Raw genomic sequence first — 26122 nt, forward strand, 5'->3', positions numbered from 1 at the left:
TCTGGGCTAAACCTATTTGTTAGCGTTTTGCTTACCGTTATTTATTTAAACTCAAAATGCTTTTTAGAAGTCAATAAAATGAAGATTCTTTTTGTATTTTCGAACTTTCGTCATTCTGAACATGTTTCAGCATAACATCTAAAAAAATAATTACCGCACTAAATTTAGCATAACATGAACTGGCAACAACTTCTTTCTTTAAAACGATTTGGAGATACGCAAAAACGTCCAAGAATAGCACAAGATGAAACACGTTTGGGTTTTGACGTAGATTTTGATAGAATCATATTTTCGTCAGCGTTTAGAAGTTTACAAGACAAAACACAGGTAATTCCGCTTTCTGAGACCGATTTTGTGCATACCAGACTCACCCACAGTTTAGAAGTTTCTGTAGTAGGCAGAACATTAGGAAGAAGAGTAGGAAAAGTACTGTTAGAACGTCACCCTCACTTAAAAGAATTAGGCTATACCTTTAATGATTTTGGAGCTATTGTAGCAGCTGCGTCAGTAATGCATGATATTGGAAATCCTCCTTTTGGGCATTCCGGAGAAAAAGCGATTGGAGAGTATTTTAAAACAGGAAAAGGCTTACAATACAAAGAAGAACTTTCTGCAAAAGAATATCAAGACTTAATAGATTTTGAAGGAAATGCCAACGGATTTAAAATTTTAACAGAAAGTAGGCAAGGTATTTCTGGCGGTTTACGCTTAAGTTATGCTACATTAGGTGCCTTTTTAAAATATCCTAAAGAAAGTTTACCCAAACAACCTACCAAACATATTGTAGATAAAAAATATGGTTTTTTTCAAGGCGATAAAGCGGCTTTTTTGGATGTAGTAGAAGACTTAGGTATGTTGTCTAAATCGTCTACAGATATTTCTTTTTACAGACATCCTTTGGCGTATTTAGTAGAAGCAGCAGATGATATTTGTTACACTATAATCGATTTTGAAGATGGCATTAACCTTGGTTTAATAGAAGAAGAATTTGCCTTAGAATACATGATAAAATTGGTAAAAGATACCATAGATATCAAAAAATACCATTCTTTACAGCATAAAACAGACAGAGTAAGTTATTTAAGAGCCTTGGCTATTGGTGTTTTAATAAACGAAGTGGTAACAATATTTTTAGACAATGAACAAGAAATTTTAAAAGGTGCTTTTGAGAAACCTTTACTAGACAGGTGTAAATATGAAGCTCAAATTAAAGACATCATAAACATAAGCATAGACAAAATATACCATAGCAAAGAAGTTATAGAGAAAGAAGTAGCAGGATATAGAATAATTGCAGATTTACTAGACGTCTTTGTAACTGCTTTAAACAATAAGTTTAGTGGAAATCTATCTAATTTTGACAAACTTATCTTGAATTTATTACCTAAAGAGTACCACACTAAAACAGATAATTTGTATCACAGAATTATGCAAGTGTGTAGTTATGTTTCTAGAATGTCTGATAGTTACGCTATAAGAATGCATAAAAAAATAAACGGTCAGATTCTTTAGAAGTATAAAGAATAAGAAATCATATTAGATTTCAAACTCTACAACTAGTTTTTCAAAAGTACGTACGTTTTCTGATGCACCGTAATTAAAGATAACCCTATAACGTCCAGATTCCATTGGTGTACTTATTTGCTTACCACTTGTACAACTTATAATGTTCTTATTCCATGTAAAAGAATGGCTGTTATTTGGTAAAATACTCATGGTTTCTGGCGGTGGTGGACAACTACCACAAGGGCAATAGGCAACTCCTGTTTTTACCCATTGTTCACCATCAAATTTTTCAATTTTCTTTAAAAAAGGATCAAAAATTACAAGGTTAGTTTTTGTGTTATTTACAAGTTGAATGTTAACTTTATCTGTATTTAAATAACTTTTTTCTGATGTTATAGACCAATCTGAGTCTTGAGTAGTTGTATTTTCTTTCACTTGTTTATTGGCTTTACAACCAAGAAATGCTATTATTACTAAAATTGAGAGGTATTTCATTCTTATTCATTTAAAAAAACGGGCAATTGCAAAATTACCCGTTTTTTATAATTATTTACTCTTTTATAAGTTTAAATGTTTTGGTTTTGCCTTCACCTAAGATTTTCATAAGGTATATTCCACTAGAACTGTTTTGTAAATCAATAGAAAAACGAGACTGACTTGCTTCTACAGATTGGTTTAAAATCATTCTACCTGTAACATCATAAACCTCTATGCTTAGGTTATCATTAAATACAGAACCTAACTGAACTTCAAATAATCCGTTAGTAGGATTTGCAAGAAGTTTTAGTTCGCTATCATTAAAACTAGCAGTGCTTAATACTTGCTTGCTTTCACCATCTAAACTAAAAATTAATGCTCCGTTGTTTCCACTGATTTCCCATGTAGCAGCCCAAGCACCAGCAAGTAATTGACCAGGATCTTGTCTAGCATAGTCTTCTGTTGGCGTTGATGTCGCGTAAGACCAAACCCATTGATTATTTCCAGGACTGAATGCTTGAGATGTTTGTACAGAAATCCAGTATGTACCTGAAGATAATGTTGTTGGCACATCAAGCGTAAGCCTAAAATCTGAACTGTCATTTGTAGGTTCTACAGTTAAATTTCCTGAATTGTATATTTCATTACCAGGTAATCCATTGTTGTCTTCATAAATTTTAAAAAATGCCAATTGCGGAGCACCATTTGTAATTGTTCCTACAACATTAACTCTAAATAAATCCCAATCTTCTCCGCCAGGAACAATAAAGTTATCTGCAGACTCTAAGCTAGCTCCAAAATCTGGGAACAATTGAGACGGACTCCCTTGTACAGCAGTATCTATTTGAGCAAACAACTCTTCAAGAACACTTACGTTAAAAGAATCTTCTATACTTAAACCGTTAGAAGTAGCTCTAATGGTAATTTCTGAACTACCAAAACTAGTAAAGTCTAAAGATAGATTTTGTTCAGATATTGTAGCAGCAACAACAGAAGAGTTTGTATTACTAACAATTTCTAAAGTTATCAAACTATCATCATTATCTGAATCTGTAAATGTTGATGATAAATCTATTATCATTGGATTTGGATCAGGAATATCAGACAACTCTATATCTGCAATAGGATTTGCTATTTCTGGGGCAGCGTCTGTAATAACAGCACTACCATCAACAGTAAATAAAAGTTCAAATCCTTCTGCGGTGAAAGTTCCAGAACCATTACCAGCATGACTATTTCCAGGGTTTGCACTAGTAGACCATGCATACAGTGCAGTAGTAGCATCAGTTCCAAAATTTACATTAAATGTTGGAAAAATACTAACCCAATAAATACCAGATGTTAAGTTAACAGTATTATTTAGCCTTACTGTTAGGGAAGCATTACCTGTTTCTCCTCCAATAATTTGTCCTTGATCAGCAAGAACAGATTGTTGTTGCACAATATCTCCTGGAGCACCATCATTATCGTTATAAATGATAACATTTACATTTTGTAAATCTAAATCTGCTTGTCCTAAAGAAAATGCTTGAGTAGTAACTGTAGAAACAGTCCATTCTTGTCCGCCAGGAACAATAAAATCTTCAGCATTTTGGTTAGCACCATTAACATAAGTTCCTTCTAATCTTCCAGATCTATTACTTGGTCCTGGTTGGTCAAAAAGTACAGTTGCAGTACTGTTAACGGTTACATTAAATGCATCGTCTACTGTTTTTCCGTTTGAGGTAGCTCTAACTACTATTTGAGAAGTTCCAATTCTATCATCTAGAAAGTCTAAGGTTAAATTGCTATCTACTAATGTAGCATCTACAACTGCAGTAGTACTATTGCTAACTATATTAAAAGTAATAGCGCTGTTGTCATTATCTACATCATTAAAAACAGTAGCCAAATCAATCACTATATTATCAGAATTTTCAGCAATACTAAGGTCAGATATTGGAACGTTTACAATAGGAGGTGTATCTCCATCAAAAGTGGTGAAATTCCATGTAGCACTATCTGTAATTCCTGCAAAATCATTACTAAAATTATCTGTAAATGCACCTGCATCTATTTGAACATAGTATGCTGTTTGCGCAATTAAATCATTAGCAGCATTAATAACTACTCTAGTTCCAGAAATATTTACTTGATTGCTACCTACAGCAATACTCTCTACTAAAGAATCATCAGAAGCTAAAAAGATGCTAATATTTCCTGTACCAACTTTTACAGGTTCGTTAAATTGAATTTCTAAATTAAGATCTAAAGGTGTTGCCACAGTTTCATCATCAGTAGGAGTTAAAGCAACTACTGCAGGTGCATCTGTATCATCAGTAGAAAAGATATTAGAGGTAAAAAATCCTCTACCATGTGTAGCAACTACAATCATTCCGTCAGCAGCTCTGTATTGAATCATGTCACACCTTACATTTGCTAAACCTTCATTACTTGGTTCCCAACCTGGGTTTGCAGCAGTAATATCATTAGAAGACCATACACCTAACTCTGTTGCTAGTAATACTTGTTGCGTGTTGTTTGGGTTAAATAGTGCCCATCTTATTGGTATGTTTGGTAAACCGTGAGATGCTTCATCTTTGTTAATCCATGTAGCACCTGCATCTATAGAGTACCAAACTGAAGGTACACCAAAGTTAGAGTAGGTTGCTATAAGCTCCATATCACTAGAACCTATGTCTATAGAAGAAACATTACCAGCAGCAGTAATATTATTTGTAATTTCAGTTACGGTACGTGTATCTGCATTAGCATCATCAATTCTAAAAATTCTACCTCCTTCAGTTCCTACAAATAACCTATTTGGCGTATTTGCATTGGCTCTAAATGCAGAAACTTGTCTTCCTCCTAAATTAACACTTACAGCAACTTCTGCACTTGGGTTGGCAGATTTTACGTTTGTAATTAATGCAATTTCATCATTACCTGCGGTACTGTATAAAATACCAGAGGCATTGTCATAATCACTTTGGTTGATAAAATTACCTGTACCTAAAGTTTGTAAACGAGTAAAAGAAGCACCTCCATTAGAAGAATGGGCTGATCTACCAAACTGAGAAGCAGTTAACTGAAAAGTACGATCTAGTTGATCTACATGTGCAAAAGCACCATCACCACCCAATACTTCTACAGCAGAAAGATTAAGATCACTCCTTAATTGTAAACTACCATTATCTTGCGTTCCTCCTATATAATAATCAGATCCATCGACATTATCTGTAGCAACAGCATAAAATTGTGTAGTTGTATAATTTTTATCTCTAGTTTCAAAAGTTGGCGTTGTTGCAATACCAATATTTGGAGAGTAATAAATACCTCCATCATTTCCAAATAAAGCCTCATTAGGATGTCCTGGTCTAAATACGATAGCATGTTGATCTGCATGTACATCTTCTATACCACTACAGTTTAACCACTCAGATATTTGGGTCCAAGTTTGTCCTCCATCATCAGTTCTTGCTAAGTCTACACCTCCTGCAATTACCACATCAGGATTGGTTGGGCTAACGGCTAAAATTAAATCGTACCAAGCTTGTGTTCTAGTAACATCAGTTGCAGTTGCTGCACAACCATCATTATGTTGTGGTATTGCTATGTTTGTCCAAGTAGCTCCTGCATCAGTAGATTTTTGTATCCAATCTAAAGTATTGTCACTACGATCATGAGCCATTGCATAAATAATACTAGCGTTAGAAGGTGCTATAGCAATTTCTATTCTTGCAGGGTTATTACCACCTGGAGGAGTTACATCAATCCAGTTTACACCTTCATCAGTAGATTTAAAAATTGTACCAGTGCTAAAAATACCTCTAGAAGCATAAATATCTCCGTTAGAAGCTATTTCTATATCTGCACCTCTTGTATTTAAAACTCTTGTAAAAGTTGCACCATCATCTGTAGACCTAAAAATACCACCACTTTGTGTATCAACTGCTCTAGTAGCGGCTATAATTGTTCCAGAAGGCGTAATTTCTATTTTTTGAACAAATGCAAATTCTTGACCTGTTGTACTAGAAAGTAAACTCCATGTTTTACCGGCATCTGTAGATTTAAAAATACCAATACCTCTTACAGCACTACTATTAAACCAACCTTCACCCGTACCTGCATAAAATATTTGAGGATTGTTAGGATCTGCTACAATATTATTTACAGCAATAGATGTTAAAAAGTCATTAATTGCTCTCCAAGAAGAATTTGGATCAAGTACATTATCATTAACCCAAATACCACCTGTAACACCGGCAGCAAATACTCTTCTATTAGTTGGGTCGTTAGGATCCCATAAAATGGCTCTTGTTCTACCACCAACGTTATCTGGACCTCTTTCTTTCCATACTACAGGATTACCACCTACAGTAATAGCTTCTGAAAATTCTGAAGATTCTTGAAAGAAAGAAGTTCCACTATTTTGAATAGAATTATTATTTTGTTGAAAAACAGTCTTAGACTGGTTTATTTGTTTCAATCTTTTGCTTGTATAATCAAAAGCAGTAGCAACTTCTTCATAAGGTACAGTCAAAGAATTAGGGTCTACCATCATAAGGTAGTTTTGTTCTGCGGCTAAATCTGGTCTGTCTTTTTTAGATATTTTTACATATTCATCATGAGTAATATTTCTATTACTATAAGGATGTTCATCTAAAAATTTATTGAATTTTTCTCGCTTTTCATTGATGAGAGAACTTTTAGTTTCTGACTTGTTTAAGTTTTGATAACCTATATAACTGCAAGCAAGCAGTAACGTCGGAATAACAATTTTTTTAAAGGGTAATTTTTTTTTCATTTTTAAATAGTTTTGATTTAGCCAAGTTATAAAAATAAATCAATGTTTTTAACGTTACTTTTTTTTGAGAATGTTAAATTTTTTTTGAAATTCACATATTTAGTTTAATTTAAAACATAAAATACTGTAAATCAATTGTGTATGATTCTGTTTTAACATACTTTCTTATATGGCGTTGACAGTCAGGGTATTAATTTTAACATTTTTAGATTAATACAGGTACTTATTTTTTGGTAAATCAATGATAAAAGAGGATTTAAATTTAAAAGAATTAACAACTTAGTTTGTGTAGAACTAAATATTTTATATAAATTGTGAAGCTATACAATACATTAAATAATGAAAAGAAAAATACGATTATCTATTATTTTATTAGGGACTTCTTTATTTCTATTATGCTTATTTTTTTTAGATGCAGATAGCAGTAAGTTAGATGAACTAAAAGAGAAACATGCTTATTTTTTAAAGAACAGTCCATTTAAAAATACAAAAAATCTAGCTAAAAAAGACAGAAAATCTCTAGGTTTACCACCTAATGCTTACTACGAAAGATTATGGGAATTAACTTTTGACCCTAATACGGGGCGCCCTATGCCAGAGAATATTGTAGAAATTAGAAAGACTTTAAAAGAGAAAAGAAAATTTTTAGCAAAATCTCCTGGGCAAGAAACTAACCAATGGACAGATCGTGGACCCAATAATATTGGAGGAAGAACAAGAGGCATTATGTTTGATCCAAACGATTCTACCAATAGAAGAGTTTTTGCAGGAGGTGTAAGTGGAGGATTATGGGTGAACCAAGATATTACAAATCCTAATTCTTCGTGGACCTTAGTTCCTAACATTGGAGCAAATATTTCTGTAACTTCTATAATATATGATCCTAATAATACCAACGTATTTTACATTGGATCTGGAGAATCATACGTTAGTGGTAATGCAGTTGGTAGAGGTGTTTGGAAATCTATAGATGGAGGAACAACATGGAATAATATATTTGGTGGGGCAGAAGGAAGACTCTCTTTGAATAATCAATCTGTAAATGGAATCTTTTATGTTAACGATATTGTTGCCAGAGATGTAGGTAGTACTACAGAATTGTATGCAGCTATTGCAGGTGCTTTTTATGGAGATTCTAGCAATCCAAATCAATTTTTAGGTATTCAAGAACAAGGTTTATATAGATCTACTAATGGAGGAAGTAGTTGGACACGAATTAATTTAAGAGAAGCAAATAATACTTTTATAAACCCTAATGATATTGAAATAGATTTAAACAACAATATATGGGTGACAACAACTAGAAGTAGTTTTGGGCAAAACGGAGGTAGAATTTACAGATCTACCAACGGCACTATATTTAATTTGATAAGAACCATACCAAACGCTGCTAGAACAGAATTAGAAGTTTCAAGCACAGACCCCAATAAATTTTGGGTTGCTGTTAATGTACCTAATAACAATGCACAACAAGCAGATTTATTTTTTACTGACAATGCATTTTCAACTTTAACACCTTTAAACGAACCTAATGATGCAGATAATGATATTTCTGCAACAGACTACACTAGAGGTCAAGCTTTTTATAACTTACCAATAGAGGTAGATCAAAATGATAATCTTTTTATTGGTGGAATAGATTTATTTCGCTCTACTAACAACGGTACTAGTTGGACTCAGATATCTAAGTGGTCAAATAATAATAATTTAAGAAACCTAAATGTTCCTTTAGTTCACGCAGATCATCATGCTATTGTATTTAGACCTGGGGCAGGAAATGAGAATCAAGCCGTATTTGGTACTGATGGAGGAGTGTATTATACGCCCAATATTAATCAAAGTCAAACAAGTATTAATATTACATCAAGAAATACAAACTACAACGTTACTCAATTCTATTATGGAGCTATAGATGAGGTAGATTTTTCTAATGGAGATGATATTTTTGGTGGAACACAAGATAATGGTACACCAGGGTCTATAAATTCATTGGGTGGTGCCAATTCTTATCAAGATTTTTTTGGTGGAGATGGAGGTTTTACCGAAATAGATGATAGTGGTCAGTACATGATACAGTCTTTTCCATTTAACACACATAGATGGATAAATTATCCACAACTTACGCAAGCAGAAACAATTTCTACATCAGAAGATGATGATGAAAATAACTTAGGTAGTTTTATCAATACAGCAGTATTAGATAAAAACTTAGATATTTTTTATTCAAATGCAAGTTTTGAGACTACTTTTCAAATCGAAAGAGTTAAAGGTTTTCTTCCAGGAGAAGTTCAATCAAATGATTTTTTACAATCGTCTTTAATTGATCAAGAACCAACAGCATTTCAGGTTTCGCCTTTTACAACTACATCAACTAAACTTTATGTTGGTTTAGCAAACGGAAAAGTTGTAAGAATAACAAACGCAAATACTTCACCAATATTTACAGATATTTCAAATGGAATTATAACAGGAAGTATATCAGACATAGAATTTGGAGAGACAGAGAATGATATATTCGTTACTGTTCATAATTATGGAGTTACTAGTATTTGGTTTACAAATAACGGAGGAGGTTCTTGGAGAGGAATAGAAGGTAATTTACCAGATTTACCCGTTAAATGTATTTTACAAGATCCTTTAAATAGAAGAGAGTTAATTATAGGAACAGAATTAGGTGTATGGAGAACGTTAGATTTTACAGTTACTAGTCCTGTTTGGGAACAATCTTTTAACGGTATGAGTGATGTTACTGTTGTAGATTTAGATTTAAGAACATCAGATAATACGGTGTTAGCATCTACACACGGTAGAGGAATGTTTACAGGTAAATTTGAATCTGCTGTAGCTTCTGTTGATGAGGTTTTGGCGAATAATAAGTCGTTTACAATCTTTCCAACCATCTCCGACGGAAATTTTACAGTATATGGAAATACAGCGTTAGGTAAGGGTGAAATGGGTATATACACCATTTCTGGGAAGCAGGTATATCGTCAAAATATTGATTTTGAATTGAATGAACAGAAGGCGATTTCTGTAAATTTAAGCACAGGGGTCTATATTGTAAACATTATTGACGGTAATCAAAATAAATTCTCTAACAAAATTATTATTGAGTAATGCTTTTATCTATATAGTAAAAAAAGACGCTTTAAATAGCGTCTTTTTTTATAAGTAAAACTCAAATGTATTGAGCAAAGAATTTACATCTAGGCCGTATTTAAGTTGCAATCTTTCAGGTGATCCATGTTCTATAAAATGATCAGGAATTCCTAAAAGTTTAATCTTATTTTTATATTGATGTTTTGCAGCAAACTCCAAAATAGAAGTGCCAAATCCACCAGAGATTACACCATCTTCTAGAGTTAAAATAGTAGAATGTTTCTTAAAAATTTTATGCAGTAATTGTTGGTCCAGCGGTTTTACAAAACGTAAATCATAGTGCGCAAATTCATCTTTTTTGATAGATTTCTGAATAGCTTCATTTGCACTATTAGTAATACTACCAAGAGATAAGATAGCAACAGATTTTCCTTCTCGCAAACAAACTCCTTTTCCAATTTCTACAGTATTAAAAGGTTGTTGCCAATCTTTGATGCTTCCATATCCTCTGGGATAGCGAATAGCAATAGGGTGCTGTAATCCTTTTTGAGCAGTAAATAATATATTTCTAAGTTCAATTTCATTTCTTGGTGCGCAAATAATTAAATTAGGAATACATCGTAAATAAGCCAAATCAAAAACTCCATGATGTGTAGCACCATCATTTCCCACCAAACCAGCTCTATCAATACAAAAAATAACAGGCAAGTTTTGTAAAGCAACATCATGAATTACTTGATCGTAAGCGCGTTGTAAAAATGTAGAGTAGATTGCACAAAACGGAACCAATCCTTGAGTTGCCATACCAGCAGCTAAAGTTACTGCATGTTGTTCTGCAATACCCACATCAAAGGTACGCTCAGGAAATTTTTTCATCAAAAACTTTAGAGAGCTACCTGTTAGCATTGCAGGGGTGATTCCTACAATTTTATCATTTTTTTCTGCTAACTCAACAATCGTTTTTCCAAAAACATCTTGATATTTAGTATATAGATTGCTTTCTTTTTTTATTCTTTCCCCAGAAATTTTATCAAATTTTCCAGGAGCATGATAGGTTACTTGATCTTCTTCTGCTTTTTGCAAACCTTTACCTTTTGTAGTAATAATATGTAAAAATTTAGGTCCTTTTATAGATTGTAAACGTTTTAATTCTGATAAAAGTTTGGGTAAATCATGACCATCAATAGGGCCTGAATAATCAAAATTTAAAGCTTTAATAATATTGTTTTGAGCAGCAAGTTTTCTATCGTTTTTCACCTTGGTTAAATACTCTTTAACAGCACCAACAGCGGGATCTATACCAATGGCATTATCATTTAAAATAATAAGTATGTTTGCTTTAGAAACACCAGCATGATTTAAAGCCTCAAATGCCATTCCACTCGCTATAGAAGCATCTCCAATTACTGCAATATGATGTTTGTTAAGGTTTCCATTTAGGCGAGACGCAATGGCCATACCCAAAACTGCAGAAATAGAGGTAGAAGAGTGGCCAACACCAAAAGCGTCAAATTCACTTTCAGTTCTCAGAGGAAAACCAGCAATTCCTCCAAATTGTCTATTGGTATGAAAAACCTCTTTTCTACCCGTTAAAATTTTGTGGCCATAGGCTTGGTGTCCCACATCCCAAACCAATAAATCATTAGGAGTGTCAAACAAATAATGCAATGCAATGGTAAGTTCTACAACGCCTAAACTTGCACCCAAATGTCCTTCCTTTGTGGCAACAATGTCAATGATAAACTCTCTCAATTCTTTGGCGAGTTGAGGTAGTTGTTCTGAATTTAATTTTCTTAAATCAGTAGGATTAGAGATGTTGTTTAACAAATTTTTTGACATTCTACAAAAATACAATAATCCTTTTTTGTAATATTGATTTTTATAATTCTTTACGAATGATACAGCCCTTTGACGACGAATATTTTATGAGAAAAGCTTTACAAGAGGCACAAACGGCCTTTGATAAAGGAGAAGTTCCTGTTGGAGCCATTATTGTTTTAAACAACCAAATTATTGCAAGAGCATATAATTTAACAGAAACTTTAAACGATGTAACTGCGCATGCAGAAATGCAAGCATTTACAGCTGCTGCAGATTTTTTAGGAGGTAAGTATTTAAAAGATTGTGTGCTATATGTAACTTTAGAACCTTGTCAAATGTGTGCAGGTGCAAGTTATTGGGCACAAATCGGCAAAATAGTATTTGGGGCTTCAGAACCCGAAAGAGGTTTTAAAAACTTAAAAACCACCTTACATCCAAAGACAAAAGTAATACCCAATATTTTAGAACATGAATGTTCGCAACTTTTAAAACGTTTTTTTATCGAAAAAAGGAATTTGAATTAAACTTTTTTAATCACATTAGTTACAATACCCCAAATCACAAAATCGTTATCTTCTGTAATATTAATAATAGGATAATTAGGATTTTCTGGTTGTAACCATACTTCATTTTTTTCTACACGCAAACGCTTAACTGTAAATTCACCATCTAAAAAACAAACAGCAATTTTATTGTTGGCAGGTTCTAAACTTCTATCAATTACCAATAAATCGTTGTCATCTAAACCAGCATCAATCATAGATTGTCCTTTTACTTTAGCAAAAAAAGTAGCGTCTTTATTTTGAATTAATTCATCATCTAAAGAAATTCTTGTTTCTCTAAAATCATCTGCAGGCGATGGAAATCCAGCTGAAATTCCTGTATCAATAAAAACAGCACCATTTCCTGATGAAGCCTTTGGAGTGAAAAAAGTAAGGTTTTGTGAAGCAATCATAGTTTGCAAATTACAATTTTTCTCTGAATTTATTTGCATATTCTGCGATCACATTTTTATCAAAATAAGGCTCTTCATCAATTCTACCAATAATATCTACATTGGTCATTTTTTTAATAATATTTTCTGTAGTAGGATGCTCATCACCAGAAAAAACAATAGCAACTTCAAATCCTTTTTCTTGTAATAACTTTACCGTTAATAAAGTATGATTGATGCTGCCTAAATAATGACGAGAAACCACAATCACCTTATAATCAGGTTTTATCAAATCTAAAATAGTATCCTTATTATTTAAAGGAACTAGCAAACCTCCAGCGCCTTCAATAACCAAATGATTGTCTGTTTTTGGTGCTGTGATAGCGTTTAAATCGATATTGATTCCATCAATTTCAGCAGCTGCATGCGGACTCATAGGAGTGTTTAAAGCAAATGCATTTTTATGAAAAACAGACTTTGTATTTGAGACAAATCGTTCAACTTTATGTGTATCAGAATTATCTAAATCTCCTGCCTGAATAGGTTTCCAGTAATCTGCTTCTAGAGCCTCAGTTACAATTGCTGATGCTACTGTTTTGCCAACTTCTGTGGATATTCCTGTAATAAAATATGTTTTCATTTTAAAATTCTATTTTACAATTTTCACATCGATATTTGTACTTAGTATAAAAAGGAAGCGTAAAAAATACAAGACCTAAAAGGTAAATAATTAGGGATTTAAAATCCTTAATTGTAGAGAGGAAACCTGCTTTTTCATTTCCACATTTTGGACATTTAATAGGGTTCCCTTCATCATCTAAAGAATATTTACTAATGGTTTTTAAAACTTCTCTAGCTTTTTTTTCTTGCGCTTTCGATACCTTTAATTTAACACCACCAATTGCATGACTCATTAAAGGGTCTGTGTCTATAGTGATGTCATCAGCCATATAAACTTTGATTTTTTCTGATTCTAATTTACCTCTAATTATATGAGCTTCAGAAGAGTATTTAAAAGTTGCTATAGTTACAAAAGTATCTTTCATGTTACACAAAAATACGCATCAACTCTAATACGTCACTAATTTCTATTGTAGAATTATAACTATGCAAACAAAAACGCAAACGCTCTTTACCTTCTGGAACTGTAGGCGACAAAATTGCCTTTACATCAAAACCTTTTTGATGTAACTTTTCTGAGATTGATTTTACATTTTTATTTCCTGAAACAATACAACAATGAACTGCAGAACAACTTGGGATAAAACTTAAATTCAATCTTTTTACTTCTTTTAAAAAGTGATGAATGTTTTGCTGAAGTTTCTGCTTTTGAGATTTCTCGTTTTCACTCGTAATGACAAGTTGCTGATAAGAAGTTAATATTGTAGCCAAAGAATGCGGAGAAAGCCCAGTTGTATAAATAAAACTTCGTGCAAAATTGACTAAATACTGTTGTAGTTGTTTACTTCCTAAAATAGCTGCACCATGACAACCCATAGCTTTTCCGAAAGTGATGATTCTTGCAAAAATTTCATTTTGTAAATTCAATTTCTGAATCAAACCTTCTCTGAAAACACCAACAGCATGCGCTTCATCAACAATAAAAAAGGCATTGTGTTTTTTAATTATGTGTGACATTTTTTCTAAATCAGGAGAATCACCATCCATAGAAAAAACAGACTCTGTAGCAACGTATATTGTTTGATGTGATTCTGAATCAAGTTCAGAATGACGCTCTCTGTCATTTTGAGCTTGTCGAAAAACCTCATTTTTATCAATAAAATGAAGCAATTTCTTTTCTAAATCCTCTACATCATTATGCAAAAACTTAAATGCTTTGGCATTGCTTAATTTTATACCATCACGAATGGAAGCATGAATAAACTCATCATACAAAATAATATCTCCACGTTGTGGAATTGAAGAAAAAAAACCAATATTGGCATCATAACCAGAATTGAAAATTGTAGTAGATTCAGACTGATGAAACTCGCTTAAAAATGTTTCAACATCATCATATAGTAGATGATTTCCAGACAATAACCTACTGCCTGTAGCACCATTTTGTTTGATGTCTTTATCAACCAAAAATTGATGTGTTTGCTTAAAAATAGCTTCAGATTTTGCAAAACCTAAATAATCATTAGAAGAAAAATCGACCAAACTAGAAGGTGTTTTTAATTTTCGTAAAGAATTGGTTTCCTCACGAGATTTTAGTTGTATTGTTAATTTCTTTGGTAGATTCATCATCACAAAAATAACAAATTTCTATACCTTTACTCTTATGTTTGCATTAGTAGATTGTAATAATTTTTATGCGTCTTGTGAGCGGGTTTTTAACCCTAATTTACAAAACAAACCTGTTGCTATTTTAAGTAATAATGATGGTTGTGTGATTTCTATGAGCGATGAAGCTAAGAAAATAGGACTGCCTTTTGGTGCGCCCATTTTTAAATGGGAACAGTTTTGTAAAGACCACAACATTACAGTTTTATCATCTAATTATCCGTTGTATGGAGATATGAGCGCAAGAGTAATGAGTATTTTGTCTGATTTTTCTCCAGATATTGAGGTGTATTCTATTGATGAATCATTTTTAGAATTCAAAGGTTTTGAGAATTATGATTTTGAAGCATATGCTACTAAAATTAGAAACAGAATTTTAAAATGGACAGGAATACCAACCTGTGTAGGAATTGCGCCCACAAAAGGGTTGAGTAAAGTTGCCAATAAAATTGCACGTTCTAATTTGAAACAGTCTAAAGGAATTTGTGTTATAGATTCTGATGAAAAAAGAATTAAAGCGCTAAAATGGACTCAGATTGAAAAAGTTTGGGGAATTGGCAAAGGTTTGCAAAAAAGGTTACAAGCAAAAGGATGTGTAACTGCTTATGATTTTACGCAGCTTTCAAGTGATTGGGTACGCAAGGAATTGTCCATAGTAGGGTGGCGTTTGCAAAAGGATTTACAAGGTATTTCTAAAATTCCTTTAGAAGAGATTGTGCCATCTAAAAAGATGATTGCAACTACTCGAAGTTTCGAAAATACGTACTCAGATATTGATAATATTAAAGAGCGTATTTCAACTTTTGCAACAAGTTGTGCCAAAAAGCTAAGAGAGCAACGCTCTAGTTGTCATACTATTTATGTGTTTTTACGCAGTAATAAATTTGACAAAAGTCAACAATATCAAAAAGAAAATACAACTGTTATATTGTCTTACCCAACAGACTCTACTTTAACTATCGCTAAAGCTGCGGTTACTGCCGTAGAAAGTATTTTTAAAAAAGGTATACAATATAAAAAAGCAGGGGTAATTATTTCTGGTTTAGTACCCAACGATAATTATCAGCTCAATTTATTTACACACGAAAACCCAAAACACAAACTGTTAATGGCAGCTATAGATGGTTTGAATAAAAAATATAAAGCAGATAAGATAAAATTAGGAAACCAAGATTTAAGACGTACTTGGAAAATGCGTCAAGAACGATTATCACCAAAATACACCACCAATATTAATGAAGTTTTGGAGATAAAATAAAATTGAAATACGTCACCCTGAACTTGTTTCAGGGTCACATCATTAAATGAAAAAGAGCTTTGTTTACATATTGACTAATACCTATAGAACGATTTTTTATATTGGAGTTACTACGAACTTGTCTAAAAAATTATATAAGCATTAGGATGAAACAGTGTTAGTATTTATCAAAAAATATAACCTAAAAGGTTTGATTTATTTTGAAGAGTTTACAGATATAAACAAAGTTATTGCGAGAGAAACGTAATTAAATAATTGGCATAAAGAATGGAATTTGAATTCAATTCAAAAAGTAATTCAAACTTTAAAAATAAAAGATTACCGATAATAGATATGCGTTATTCTGAACTTGTTTCAGAATCACACAAGAATAAATAATAAGATTCCGAAAATACTGAACTGAATTCAGTACAAGCAAGTTCGGAATGACGAAAGAGGATAAGTATGACACTACAAGAGAGAGATAAAAAACACCTTTGGCATCCGTTAAAACAACATCAACTAAACCCTGATAGTTTGGCAATTGTAAAAGCCAAAGGGTGCATACTAACAGACGAAAATGGTAACGAATATATAGATGCAGTTTCATCTTGGTACACCTGTATGTTTGGGCATTGTAATGACTATATTACTGGTAGTGTTTACCAGCAAATGCAAACGCTAGATCAAATAATGTTTAGCGATTTTACGCACGAACCTGCCATAGAATTATCAGAAAAATTAATCAATATTTTACCCAAAAATCAAAATCGATTTTTTTTTAATGATAATGGTTCAACAGCAGTAGAAGCAGCCATAAAAATGGCATTGCAATACTACTTTAATTTAGATGAGAAACGCACCACATTTATTGCTTTCGAAAACGGTTTTCATGGAGATACATTTGGTGCCATGTCAGTTTCAGGATTGTCTGTGTATAACGGACCTTTTGAAGATTTTCTCATGGATATTAAAAGAATTCCTGTACCTGATGGAAAAAATACAGCAAAGATTTTACAGCAAATACAGCAAATAACTTCAGAAAACAAAGTAGCAGGTTTTGTGTACGAACCCATTATTCAAGGAGCAGCAGGTATGAAAATTCACGATGCAAAGGGTTTAAACGAAATTTTAAAATGCTGTAAAGCCCATGATATTCTTACCATTGCAGATGAGGTTATGACAGGTTTTGGTAAAACAGGACGTAATTTTGCATCCGATTTTATCGAAACAAAACCTGATATTATTTGCTTAAGCAAAGCCTTAACCGCAGGTTTGGTACCTATGGCAATAACCTCTTGTACAGAAAAAATTTACACTGCTTTTTTAAGTAATCAAATTGCAAAAGGCTTTTTTCACTGCCATACCTATTCTGCAAACCCAATAGCCTGTGCTGCTGCAAATGCTGCTATAGACTTACTACAAACAGATGAAATTCAGCAAAATATTGCAGCAATTTCTAAGTCACACCAAGTATTTCAACAGCAAATAAGTAAGCATCCAAAAGTTAAAACGGCACGTTCTCAAGGTGTAATTTTTGCCTTAGATTTAGATACAAAAATGGAACGTTACGGAAGTTTGCGAGACAAATTACTCGCTTTTTTTATGAACAAAGGCGTTTTTTTACGTCCTTTAGGCAATACCATTTACATTCAAGTTCCGTATATCATTACCAAAAAAGAATTGCAAAAAGTGTACAATACAATTGAAGCATCTTTAGAAATTATTTAGGGCGTTCAGTGGTTTGCATAAATGCAACAAACCACTGCAGGCTTTCGGCAGTCGCTATTTTTTTCGCAAACTCAAAAAATGAGCTCCAACAATGCCTCAATCCTTAACGCTAAAGTTTATCTTTGTATCCAGAAATTGTAACGTCACCCTGAACTTGTTTCAGGGTCACACAACAACATGAAAAAAAGTTTTGTTTACATATTAACAAATACCTATAGAACTACTTTTTATATTGGAGTAACAGTAAATTTATCAAAAAGACTATATGAACATTATGATGAAACTGCATCCTTATTTACTAAAAAGTATAATCTTAAAGACTTAATTTATTTAGAAGAGTTTTCAGATATCAATCAAGCAATTGCAAGAGAAAAACAATTAAAGAACTGGCATAAAGAGTGGAAACTAAATTTAGTTAAAAGAGTAAATCCAAATTTAAAAACATCAGATTATCAATAATGATGTGAAACTGAAACAAGTTCAGTATGACGCAAGTTTAATATGAATCAACCCATATCCATAACATCCTTAGCCTCCATTTCTGCGTTGGGAAACAACCCACAAGAAGTCTGGAAAAATTATTTGTCTGATAATCATTTTTTGATTGAAAAGATTCTTCATCAAACTAAGAATGACAATTCAAAGAATACTAATGAAAGTGTTTTTGTTGGGCAATTATCTCTAGAAAATCAAAAAAAAATAAATGACCTAAGAAATTCCGATTCAAAATATAAGAATTTAGATGATACGGTTTTATTTGCTATCTATGTTTCAAGAATAGCTATAAAAAATGCAAATTGGAAATCTAATGAAAATTTTGGAGTTAATTTTGGTTCTTCAAGAGGAGCCACCAAATTGTTTGAAAAATACCATCAAGAGTTTTTAGAAACTCAACAATCATCTACCTTAAGTTCGCCAACCACAACTTTAGGAAACATTTCTTCTTGGGTAGCGCATGATTTGCAAACTTCTGGTCCAGAAATATCGCATTCTATTACATGCTCTACAGCATTACATTCTTTATTAAATGGTATTGCTTGGATCAATTCTGGGATGTCAGATAAGTTTATAGTAGGCGGTAGTGAAGCCCCTTTAACCCATTTTACCATTGCGCAAATGCAAGCTTTAAAAGTCTATGCAAAGCACAATTCTAACCTTAATTCAAAAAATTATCCCTGTAGGGCATTAGACCTAAACAAAACAAAAAACACCATGGTTTTAGGCGAAGGTGCAGCTGTAATCTGTTTAGAAAAAGGAGAAGTAGAACATGCAATAGCTATGATTTCTGGAGTAGGATATGCTACAGAAATTTTACAACACAATACATCTGTTACAGCAAATGCAGACTGTTTTCAGAAATCAATGAAAATGGCTTTAGGAACTATTTCTCCAGATGAAATTGATGCCATTGTTATGCATGCACCTGGTACAATTAGAGGAGATCAATCAGAAATAAATGCAATTTCTAAAGTATTTTGTAGCAAAATTCCCTTTCTGACTACTAATAAATGGAAACTCGGACATACTTTTGGGGCATCAGGTTTGCTAAGTATAGAATTGGCTATCTTAATGTTACAACATCAAAAAGTAGTAGCAGTTCCTTTTATCAGTCATCAGTCAAAACCCAAATCATTAAAAAAAATATTGGTAAATGCTGTTGGTTTTGGCGGAAATGCTGTTTCTGTTTTATTGACTAAAAAGTTGTAAATTACAATTCATAATTCCTATTTTTGAATTATCAAATTAGTAAACATCTATGAGCGAAGTAAGACATAATTGGACGAAAGAAGAAGTACTAGAAATCTATAACAAACCTTTAATGGATTTGTTGTATGAGGCTGCTACAATTCATAGAAAACAGCATGACCCCAATGTTGTACAAGTCTCTACTTTGTTATCTATTAAAACAGGTGGATGTTCTGAAGACTGCGGTTATTGTCCGCAAGCGGCAAGATATCATACCAACGTAGAGGGTAATGATTTAATGACTGTAAACCAAGTAAAAGCACAAGCTTTACGAGCTAAAGAAAGCGGAAGCTCTCGTGTTTGTATGGGTGCAGCTTGGAGAAATGTAAAAGATGGTGAAGAGTTTGACCAAGTACTAGAAATGGTAAGAACCATTAACAAGCTAGATATGGAAGTTTGTTGCACTCTTGGTATGGTTACAGAAAATCAAGCACAACGTTTGGCAGAAGCTGGTTTGTATGCTTACAATCATAATTTAGATTCGTCAGAAGAATATTACAAAGAGGTAATTTCTACAAGAGGTTATCAAGATAGATTAGACACTATAGATAATGTACGCAAAACAAATGTAACGGTTTGTTCTGGTGGTATTATTGGTATGGGAGAATCTGCGGAAGATAGAGCAGGAATGTTGGTAGCGTTATCTACTTTAAATCCGCAACCAGAATCTACACCAATAAATGCTTTGGTTGCTGTAGAAGGTACACCTTTAGAAGATGAAAAACCGGTAGAAATTTGGGATATGATTCGTATGGTAGCAACAACAAGAATTGTTTTGCCAGAAACACAAGTACGATTATCTGCAGGAAGAACTCAAATGAGTAGAGAAGGACAAGCCATGTGTTTCTTTGCAGGAGCAAATTCTATTTTTGCAGGAGATAAGCTGTTAACAACACCCAATCCTGATGTAAATGAGGATATGAAAATGTTTAAGTTGTTAGGACTAAATCCGCAGAAACCTTTTACAAAAAAGGTTCAGCCTCAAACCGTAGAAGCAAAAGACTCTAAATTAGAAGCTTTAGGAGAAAAACCAAAATGGACGCGTCCAGATCATAAAATTGAAAGAAACGAAGCTGCCAAACAAAAAGGAAAGGCTTTAAAAGTATAAATAGTATTTATAAAATAAGCATGCCAAACCATCATTTTTTAAAGTGATGGTTTTCTTTTTAAAGACTTATTTATGTAACAATTTTTTAACTTTGTATTAAATTTTATAAGACATGGGCTTACACCTAACTCAAATAGATAGAGTAGAAACAATTTCAAAAAAAGACTTTATCAACAAGTATTTTAAACCACAAAAACCAGTGGTGATTGAACGTTTTATAGAAGATTGGCCAGCATATAAAAAATGGAGTTTGTCTTATATGAAAGAAGTTGCAGGTGATAAAATAGTACCTTTGTATGATGACAGACCTGTAAATTACAAAGACGGTTTTAATGAGCCACATGCCAAAATGAAAATGTCTGAGTACGTAGATTTGTTAAAAAAAGAGCCTACAAAGTTTCGTATTTTTCTATGGAACATTCTAAAAGAAGTGCCCATTTTACAAAGAGACTTTTCTTATCCAGATTTTGGCTTACGTTTAATGAAAGGGTTACCAATGCTTTTCTTTGGAGGCAGAGATTCATACACTTTTATGCATTATGATATAGATTTGGCTAATATTTTTCATTTTCATTTTGAAGGAAAAAAGAAATGTATTTTGTTTGATCAAAACCAGAATAAGCACTTATACAAAATACCCTATTCTTTAATTACAAGAGAAGATATTGATTTTAACGAACCCGATTTAAAAAAATGGCCTGCTCTACAATATGCAAAGGGTTATGTTACAGAATTAGAACACGGTAACGTATTGTATATGCCAGAAGGATATTGGCATTACATGCGATACATTACACCAGGGTTTTCTATGAGTTTAAGAGCCATAGCTCGTAAACCCAAAAATTTATCAAAAGCTATTTATAATGTTTTTATTATGCGTTCTTTAGATACTGTTATGAGAAGAATGAGAGGTCAAAAATGGATTGACTGGAAAAACGAACAGGCCATTACAAAGACCAATTGTAAATTAAATGAATAATAGGTATTGTTACGGGGTTTTATTTGTTTGATTATGACTAACTTGCGACTGTCTAAACAAATATATTTTATAATGAAAGCATGCCCTCGATGCAAATCTGTGTCTAGGCACAGAATGAAAAGAAAAGCGTTTGTTAAGCTAATACCAGGTGCAAAATCATATTCTTGTGATAAGTGTAATACAGAATACACTTGGTTCTCGTTTATCAATCGTACTATGAAAATTTGAGCAAGAAAACCTCGCATTTGCGAGGTTTTCTTGTTTACATGTTATTTTATCTTTTAAGAATGTTTGTAAATTCAAAAAAAATATTAAGTTGAATTATTTTAGTTTTAGTATTTCGATTTTTAGTAGATTGCTGAATCTAATCTAACTAAAGTATTTTTTAAATGAAGGCATGTCCCAAATGTAAATCAGAATCTAAACATAGAATGAAACGAAAGCCATTGGTAAGAATAATACCAGGTACAAAGGCTTACACATGCGATAAGTGTAATTCAAATTATACCTGGTTTCCTTTTTTGAATATTTCTTTAAGCATTTAGCGGTTTACCATCCCAAGCAGCTTTTGCAGCTTCTTTTACAGCTTCAGAATAGGTAGGATGCCCATGACAAATTCTAGCCAAGTCTTCTGCAGAAGCTCTATACTCCATAGCAACAGCAGCTTCCATAATTAAGTCAGCAACTCTAGCACCAACCATATGTACGCCTAAAACTTCATCCGTAGTTTTATCAGCTAAAACTTTAACAAATCCGTCAATATCTCCACTTGCTCGAGATCTACCCAAGGCACGCATAGAAAATTTACCAGCTTTATAAGCAATACCAGCATCTTTTAATTCATCCTCTGTTTTACCAACCGCGGCAACTTCTGGCCAAGTGTAAACTATACCTGGAATCAAATTATAATCTATATGTGGTTTTTCTCCAGCTAAATACTCTGCAACAACAACACCTTCTTCTTCAGCTTTATGCGCTAACATTGCACCTTTAACCACATCACCAATTGCATAAATATTAGAAACATTGGTTTGTAAATGATTATTTACAGCTACTTGTCCGCGTTCGTTAACTTCAACACCAACTTTTTCTAAGCCTAATCCGTCTGTATAAGCCCTTCTTCCTACAGCAACTAAACAGTAATCACCTTTAAACTCAACTTCAACTCCCTTTTTATTGGTAGCTTTAACAGTTACCTCGTCGCCATTTCTTTCTACAGCAGTAACACCATGACTTACGTTAAATTTAACGCCTTGTTTTTTTAATACCTTTTGTAATTCTTTAGAAACATCAGCATCCATAGTAGGTGTTATCTTTGGTGCATACTCTAAAACAGAAACATCAGCACCTAGTCGTTTATATACAGACCCAAGCTCTAACCCAATTACACCACCACCAATAACAATTAAATGTTTGGGTACTTCTTTTAATTTTAAAGCTTCTGTAGAGGTAATAATTCGCTCTTTATCAATATCAATAAAAGGTAAAGTAGAGGGTTTTGAACCTGTAGCAATTATGATGTTTGTTCCTTCAATCACCTCAGAAGAACCGTCATTTTTGGTAACTTTTACATGTGTTGCATCTTCAAAAGATCCTAAACCTTCATAAACATCAATGTTATTTTTATCCATCAAATATTTGATACCACCAGTAGTTGTTTCTACTACTTTGGCTTTTCTTTCTACCATTTTACCAAAATCAAAAGATGGTTTTTCTACAGAAATACCATGCTCTTCAAAATGATGTACAGCGTCATAATAATGATGAGATGAATCTAATAAAGCCTTTGATGGTATACAACCAACATTCAAACAAGTTCCTCCTAATGTTGCATATTTTTCTATAATGGCAACTTTTTTACCCAATTGAGATGCTCTAACTGCAGCAATATAACCTCCAGGACCAGAACCAATAACAATGATATCGTATTTCATCAGTGATTTTATTTTAAGAAACCTGTAGCAGATTTCGTGAAATTTAACTTTACAACACAAAAATACACATATTTTTATAGATTCATCTGAGAATTTAGTAGTTTTACTAGCTAGGAATAATATAAAACACATTCAATGAAAATAGTTAAAAAAATAGGCTACATTTTAATCATAGCTCTTGTTGTAGCGCAGTTTTTTAGACCAGAAAAGAATGACGGAAATATGAATATTGATGCTTTTATTTCAGAAACTAATCCGCCAGCAGCTGTTCATAAAATTTTAAAAGAAACTTGTTTTGATTGCCATTCTAACAAGACAACTTATCCATGGTATAATGCAGTTACCCCAGTAAATTATTGGCTAGCAGAACATATTGAAGATGGAAAAAAACATTTGAATTTTTCTAACTGGAGTTCTTATTCTTTAAAGAAAAAAGAACACAAGATGGACGAGTTGCATGAAGAGGTAGAAGAAAAAGAAATGCCTTTAAGTTCTTATACTTATACGCATAGCGATGCCAACTTAACTCCAGAAGAAATTGAAGCTGTTGTGGTTTGGGGAAAAAAAGTACAAGCAGATTACAAACAACAATTACAAATAAAATAATTGGTAAAACAATCGGTTTTAGTAATTGGTTATGTTTGGGTTGCACCAAAATCTTCTGCTGCTGGAGGAAGAATGTTACAATTAATAGAGCAGTTTCTACAAAAAAAATGGAAAGTAACTTTTGCTTCTCCTTCTCAAAAAAATCTACATGATTATGATTTAACGACCATAGGTGTTGATGAAGTTTCTATAGCACTTAACAATACTTCTTTTGATGAATTTTTAAAACAATTGCAACCCACTATTGTTGTTTTTGATCGGTTTATGATGGAAGAACAATTTGGTTGGAGGGTTGCTGAAAATTGTCCTGAAGCATTGCGAATTTTAGATACTGAAGATTTACATTTTTTACGAAAAGTAAGACATCAACAGTATAAAAAAGGAGAAGTATTTACCAATGAGGTTTTATTAAATTCTGATGATACTAAACGAGAAATTGCTTCCATTTTACGTTGCGATTTGTCTTTAATCATTTCTGATTTTGAGATGAACTTATTGCAATCTACCTTCAAAATTGATAAAAGTTTGCTGTTGTATTTGCCTTTTTTATTAGATAAAATTGATAAAAAACAAACTACGGAGTGGAAATCTTTTGACAAAAGAAACGATTTTGTATTTATTGGTAATTTTTTTCATAAGCCTAACGTTGACGCTGTATTGACCCTAAAAAAATACATTTGGAAAACTATAAAGGATACATTACCAAATGCTAAAATGTATGTTTACGGAGATTATGCAAATCAGCAAATAAAAGATTTACACAACACCAAAGAAGGATTTATAATAAAAGGATTTGCAGAAAATGCAGAGGAAGTTATAGAAAATGCAAAAGTACTTTTAGCGCCTTTAAACTTTGGCGCGGGCATTAAAGGAAAACTAACAGAAGCAATGGTTTGTGGTACACCTTCTGTAACTACTACAATTGGGGCAGAAGGAATGCATAAAAATTTGCCTTGGAGTGGTTATGTAGCTTCTAATTATAATGAGTTTTCTAAAAAGGCGATTACTTTATACACTGATGAAAAAAGTTGGAAAATAGCTCAGGAAAATGGAATTGAAATCATCAATAATATTTATGACAAAGTGAAAATTGGTGAACTTTTTATCAATAAAATTGAAGAACTTCAGCAAGACCTAGAAATTCACAGAACTCAGAATTTTTTAGGAAGTTTATTGCAACACCAAACGCTACAAGTTACAAAGTATATGAGTAAATGGATAGAAGAGAAAAATAAATAGCAAATTAGATTTTAGTAAGGTTTATTTTATTTCAATATTATACTTAACCAAGTAAACAAGAGTTATTTCAAAATGATTTCTAGCACTTATTTAAATTTTTATAAGGAAATATAAAAGCGTTTTACTTGGTACCGTTTTAACATAATATTTTATGAGTCAGCGGTTTTAGTTCTTTTTTGATACACATTAGGGTTGTGTTTCTCCATATAAAATTCAGGATTTGGTACTTCTGTAAATCCAAATTTTTTGTAAAGCCATTCTGCTGTATTGGTTAATAAAATCCAACGTCTTAATCCTTGAAGGTTAGGGTGCTCCATTATTTCATTTATCAACCACTTACTCAATCCTTTCCCTCTATACTCTTTTAGAATGTATACATCTCCTAAATATGCTATGGTTGAAAAATCAGAAATTATTCTGGCAAAACCAATTTGTTTATCTTTATAATAAACTCCAAAATTTAAAGAGTTTTCAATTGATGTTTTTAATGTGTTAATTGGAATCCCGTTTGCCCAATCAGTTTCGTTTGCAAGAAATTTGTGTATACTTAAAATATCTAATTTATCCTTGTCAGTTGAAATGGTATATCTATTTCTATGTATTTCTCTTATTTTCATTTTTCAATTACTATTA

At 32.5% G+C, this 26122-nt stretch carries 21 protein-coding genes; 12 read left to right on the forward strand and 9 right to left on the reverse strand.

Going from position 1 to position 26122, the window contains the following annotated elements:
* The first annotated feature begins 174 nt into the window (after positions 1 to 174).
* Positions 175 to 1512 (forward strand): deoxyguanosinetriphosphate triphosphohydrolase, encoded by a 1338-nt coding sequence (locus tag DUT90_RS00935; protein ID WP_114424839.1) that lies wholly within the window; start codon positions 175 to 177, stop codon positions 1510 to 1512.
* 24 nt (positions 1513 to 1536) lie between these two features.
* Here the strand turns inward: DUT90_RS00935 and DUT90_RS00940 are convergent, their stop codons facing one another.
* Together DUT90_RS00940 and DUT90_RS00945 are read right to left on the reverse strand one after the other, a co-directional pair.
* Positions 1537 to 2001 (reverse strand): hypothetical protein, encoded by a 465-nt coding sequence (locus DUT90_RS00940; protein ID WP_114424840.1) that lies wholly within the window; start codon positions 1999 to 2001, stop codon positions 1537 to 1539.
* 55 nt (positions 2002 to 2056) lie between these two features.
* The gene (locus DUT90_RS00945; RefSeq protein WP_114424841.1) at positions 2057 to 6769 is read right to left on the reverse strand and encodes an Ig-like domain-containing protein; all 4713 of its coding nucleotides are present in this window, start codon (positions 6767 to 6769) and stop codon (positions 2057 to 2059) included.
* A 339-nt stretch (positions 6770 to 7108) separates the two neighbouring features.
* On the opposite strand from DUT90_RS00945, the gene DUT90_RS00950 reads away from it, so the two are divergent.
* Positions 7109 to 9886 (forward strand): T9SS type A sorting domain-containing protein, encoded by a 2778-nt coding sequence (locus DUT90_RS00950; protein WP_114424842.1) that lies wholly within the window; start codon positions 7109 to 7111, stop codon positions 9884 to 9886.
* Positions 9887 to 9934: 48 nt separating this feature from the next.
* On the opposite strand, the gene dxs is transcribed toward DUT90_RS00950, so the two are convergent.
* The gene (gene dxs / locus DUT90_RS00955) at positions 9935 to 11707 is read right to left on the reverse strand and encodes a 1-deoxy-D-xylulose-5-phosphate synthase (RefSeq protein WP_114424843.1); all 1773 of its coding nucleotides are present in this window, start codon (positions 11705 to 11707) and stop codon (positions 9935 to 9937) included.
* Between the two features lie 56 nt (positions 11708 to 11763).
* Here dxs and DUT90_RS00960 point away from each other — a divergent pair, with 56 nt between their 5' ends.
* Positions 11764 to 12213 (forward strand): nucleoside deaminase, encoded by a 450-nt coding sequence (locus DUT90_RS00960; protein WP_114424844.1) that lies wholly within the window; start codon positions 11764 to 11766, stop codon positions 12211 to 12213.
* Here the strand turns inward: DUT90_RS00960 and DUT90_RS00965 are convergent.
* Genes DUT90_RS00965 through DUT90_RS00980 form a run of 4 tightly spaced genes read right to left on the reverse strand, consistent with a single transcriptional unit; the run spans position 12210 to position 14870 of the window.
* A complete protein-coding gene (locus tag DUT90_RS00965; RefSeq protein ID WP_114424876.1) occupies positions 12210 to 12644 on the reverse strand; it encodes a LexA family transcriptional regulator in 435 nt (144 codons plus the stop codon). The two genes, DUT90_RS00960 and DUT90_RS00965, sit on opposite strands and share 4 nt — an antisense overlap.
* Positions 12645 to 12654: 10 nt before the next feature.
* Positions 12655 to 13263, reverse strand: a complete 609-nt coding sequence (gene bioD / locus DUT90_RS00970) for a dethiobiotin synthase (protein ID WP_114424845.1) — start codon at positions 13261 to 13263, stop codon at positions 12655 to 12657.
* 1 nt (position 13264) lies between these two features.
* The gene (locus tag DUT90_RS00975; protein WP_114424846.1) at positions 13265 to 13669 is read right to left on the reverse strand and encodes a DUF2007 domain-containing protein; all 405 of its coding nucleotides are present in this window, start codon (positions 13667 to 13669) and stop codon (positions 13265 to 13267) included.
* Between the two features lies 1 nt (position 13670).
* Positions 13671 to 14870 carry a pyridoxal phosphate-dependent aminotransferase family protein gene (locus DUT90_RS00980; protein WP_114424847.1) on the reverse strand — a complete coding sequence of 400 codons (1200 nt, stop codon included), beginning with the start codon at positions 14868 to 14870 and terminating at the stop codon, positions 13671 to 13673.
* 37 nt (positions 14871 to 14907) lie between these two features.
* Between DUT90_RS00980 and DUT90_RS00985 the strand changes: the two genes are divergently transcribed.
* The 7 genes from DUT90_RS00985 to DUT90_RS01015 all read left to right on the forward strand — a co-directional run bounded on the left by DUT90_RS00985 (position 14908) and on the right by DUT90_RS01015 (position 21710).
* Positions 14908 to 16167: a Y-family DNA polymerase gene (locus DUT90_RS00985; RefSeq protein ID WP_114424848.1), complete on the forward strand. Its 1260-nt coding sequence runs from the start codon at positions 14908 to 14910 to the stop codon at positions 16165 to 16167.
* 46 nt (positions 16168 to 16213) lie between these two features.
* The gene (locus DUT90_RS13545; RefSeq protein ID WP_408962300.1) at positions 16214 to 16312 is read left to right on the forward strand and encodes a GIY-YIG nuclease family protein; all 99 of its coding nucleotides are present in this window, start codon (positions 16214 to 16216) and stop codon (positions 16310 to 16312) included.
* Between the two features lie 299 nt (positions 16313 to 16611).
* Positions 16612 to 17877: an adenosylmethionine--8-amino-7-oxononanoate transaminase gene (bioA, locus tag DUT90_RS00995; protein ID WP_114424849.1), complete on the forward strand. Its 1266-nt coding sequence runs from the start codon at positions 16612 to 16614 to the stop codon at positions 17875 to 17877.
* A 177-nt stretch (positions 17878 to 18054) separates the two neighbouring features.
* Positions 18055 to 18336, forward strand: coding sequence for a GIY-YIG nuclease family protein (locus DUT90_RS01000; protein WP_114424850.1), 282 nt, complete (start codon positions 18055 to 18057; stop codon positions 18334 to 18336).
* Between the two features lie 42 nt (positions 18337 to 18378).
* Positions 18379 to 19584, forward strand: a complete 1206-nt coding sequence (locus tag DUT90_RS01005; protein WP_114424851.1) for a beta-ketoacyl synthase N-terminal-like domain-containing protein — start codon at positions 18379 to 18381, stop codon at positions 19582 to 19584.
* A 49-nt stretch (positions 19585 to 19633) separates the two neighbouring features.
* Entirely contained in the window at positions 19634 to 20731 is a 1098-nt protein-coding gene (bioB, locus tag DUT90_RS01010) for a biotin synthase BioB (protein WP_114424852.1), read from the forward strand.
* A 112-nt stretch (positions 20732 to 20843) separates the two neighbouring features.
* Complete coding sequence (locus DUT90_RS01015; RefSeq protein WP_114424853.1) at positions 20844 to 21710, forward strand: cupin-like domain-containing protein; 867 nt, start codon at positions 20844 to 20846, stop codon at positions 21708 to 21710.
* Between the two features lie 533 nt (positions 21711 to 22243).
* On the opposite strand, the gene lpdA is transcribed toward DUT90_RS01015, so the two are convergent.
* Positions 22244 to 23644, reverse strand: coding sequence for a dihydrolipoyl dehydrogenase (gene lpdA, locus DUT90_RS01020; RefSeq protein ID WP_114424854.1), 1401 nt, complete (start codon positions 23642 to 23644; stop codon positions 22244 to 22246).
* A 135-nt stretch (positions 23645 to 23779) separates the two neighbouring features.
* On the opposite strand from lpdA, the gene DUT90_RS01025 reads away from it, so the two are divergent.
* Positions 23780 to 24250 (forward strand): heme-binding domain-containing protein, encoded by a 471-nt coding sequence (locus DUT90_RS01025; RefSeq protein WP_114424855.1) that lies wholly within the window; start codon positions 23780 to 23782, stop codon positions 24248 to 24250.
* Entirely contained in the window at positions 24251 to 25489 is a 1239-nt protein-coding gene (locus tag DUT90_RS01030; protein WP_114424856.1) for a glycosyltransferase, read from the forward strand.
* Positions 25490 to 25638: 149 nt separating this feature from the next.
* On the opposite strand, the gene DUT90_RS01035 is transcribed toward DUT90_RS01030, so the two are convergent.
* Positions 25639 to 26106 (reverse strand): GNAT family N-acetyltransferase, encoded by a 468-nt coding sequence (locus tag DUT90_RS01035; RefSeq protein WP_114424857.1) that lies wholly within the window; start codon positions 26104 to 26106, stop codon positions 25639 to 25641.
* Between the last annotated feature and the right edge of the window lie 16 nt (positions 26107 to 26122).

The sequence above is a fragment of the Polaribacter sp. WD7 genome, assembly GCF_003335085.1.
Taxonomy (GTDB): domain Bacteria; phylum Bacteroidota; class Bacteroidia; order Flavobacteriales; family Flavobacteriaceae; genus Polaribacter.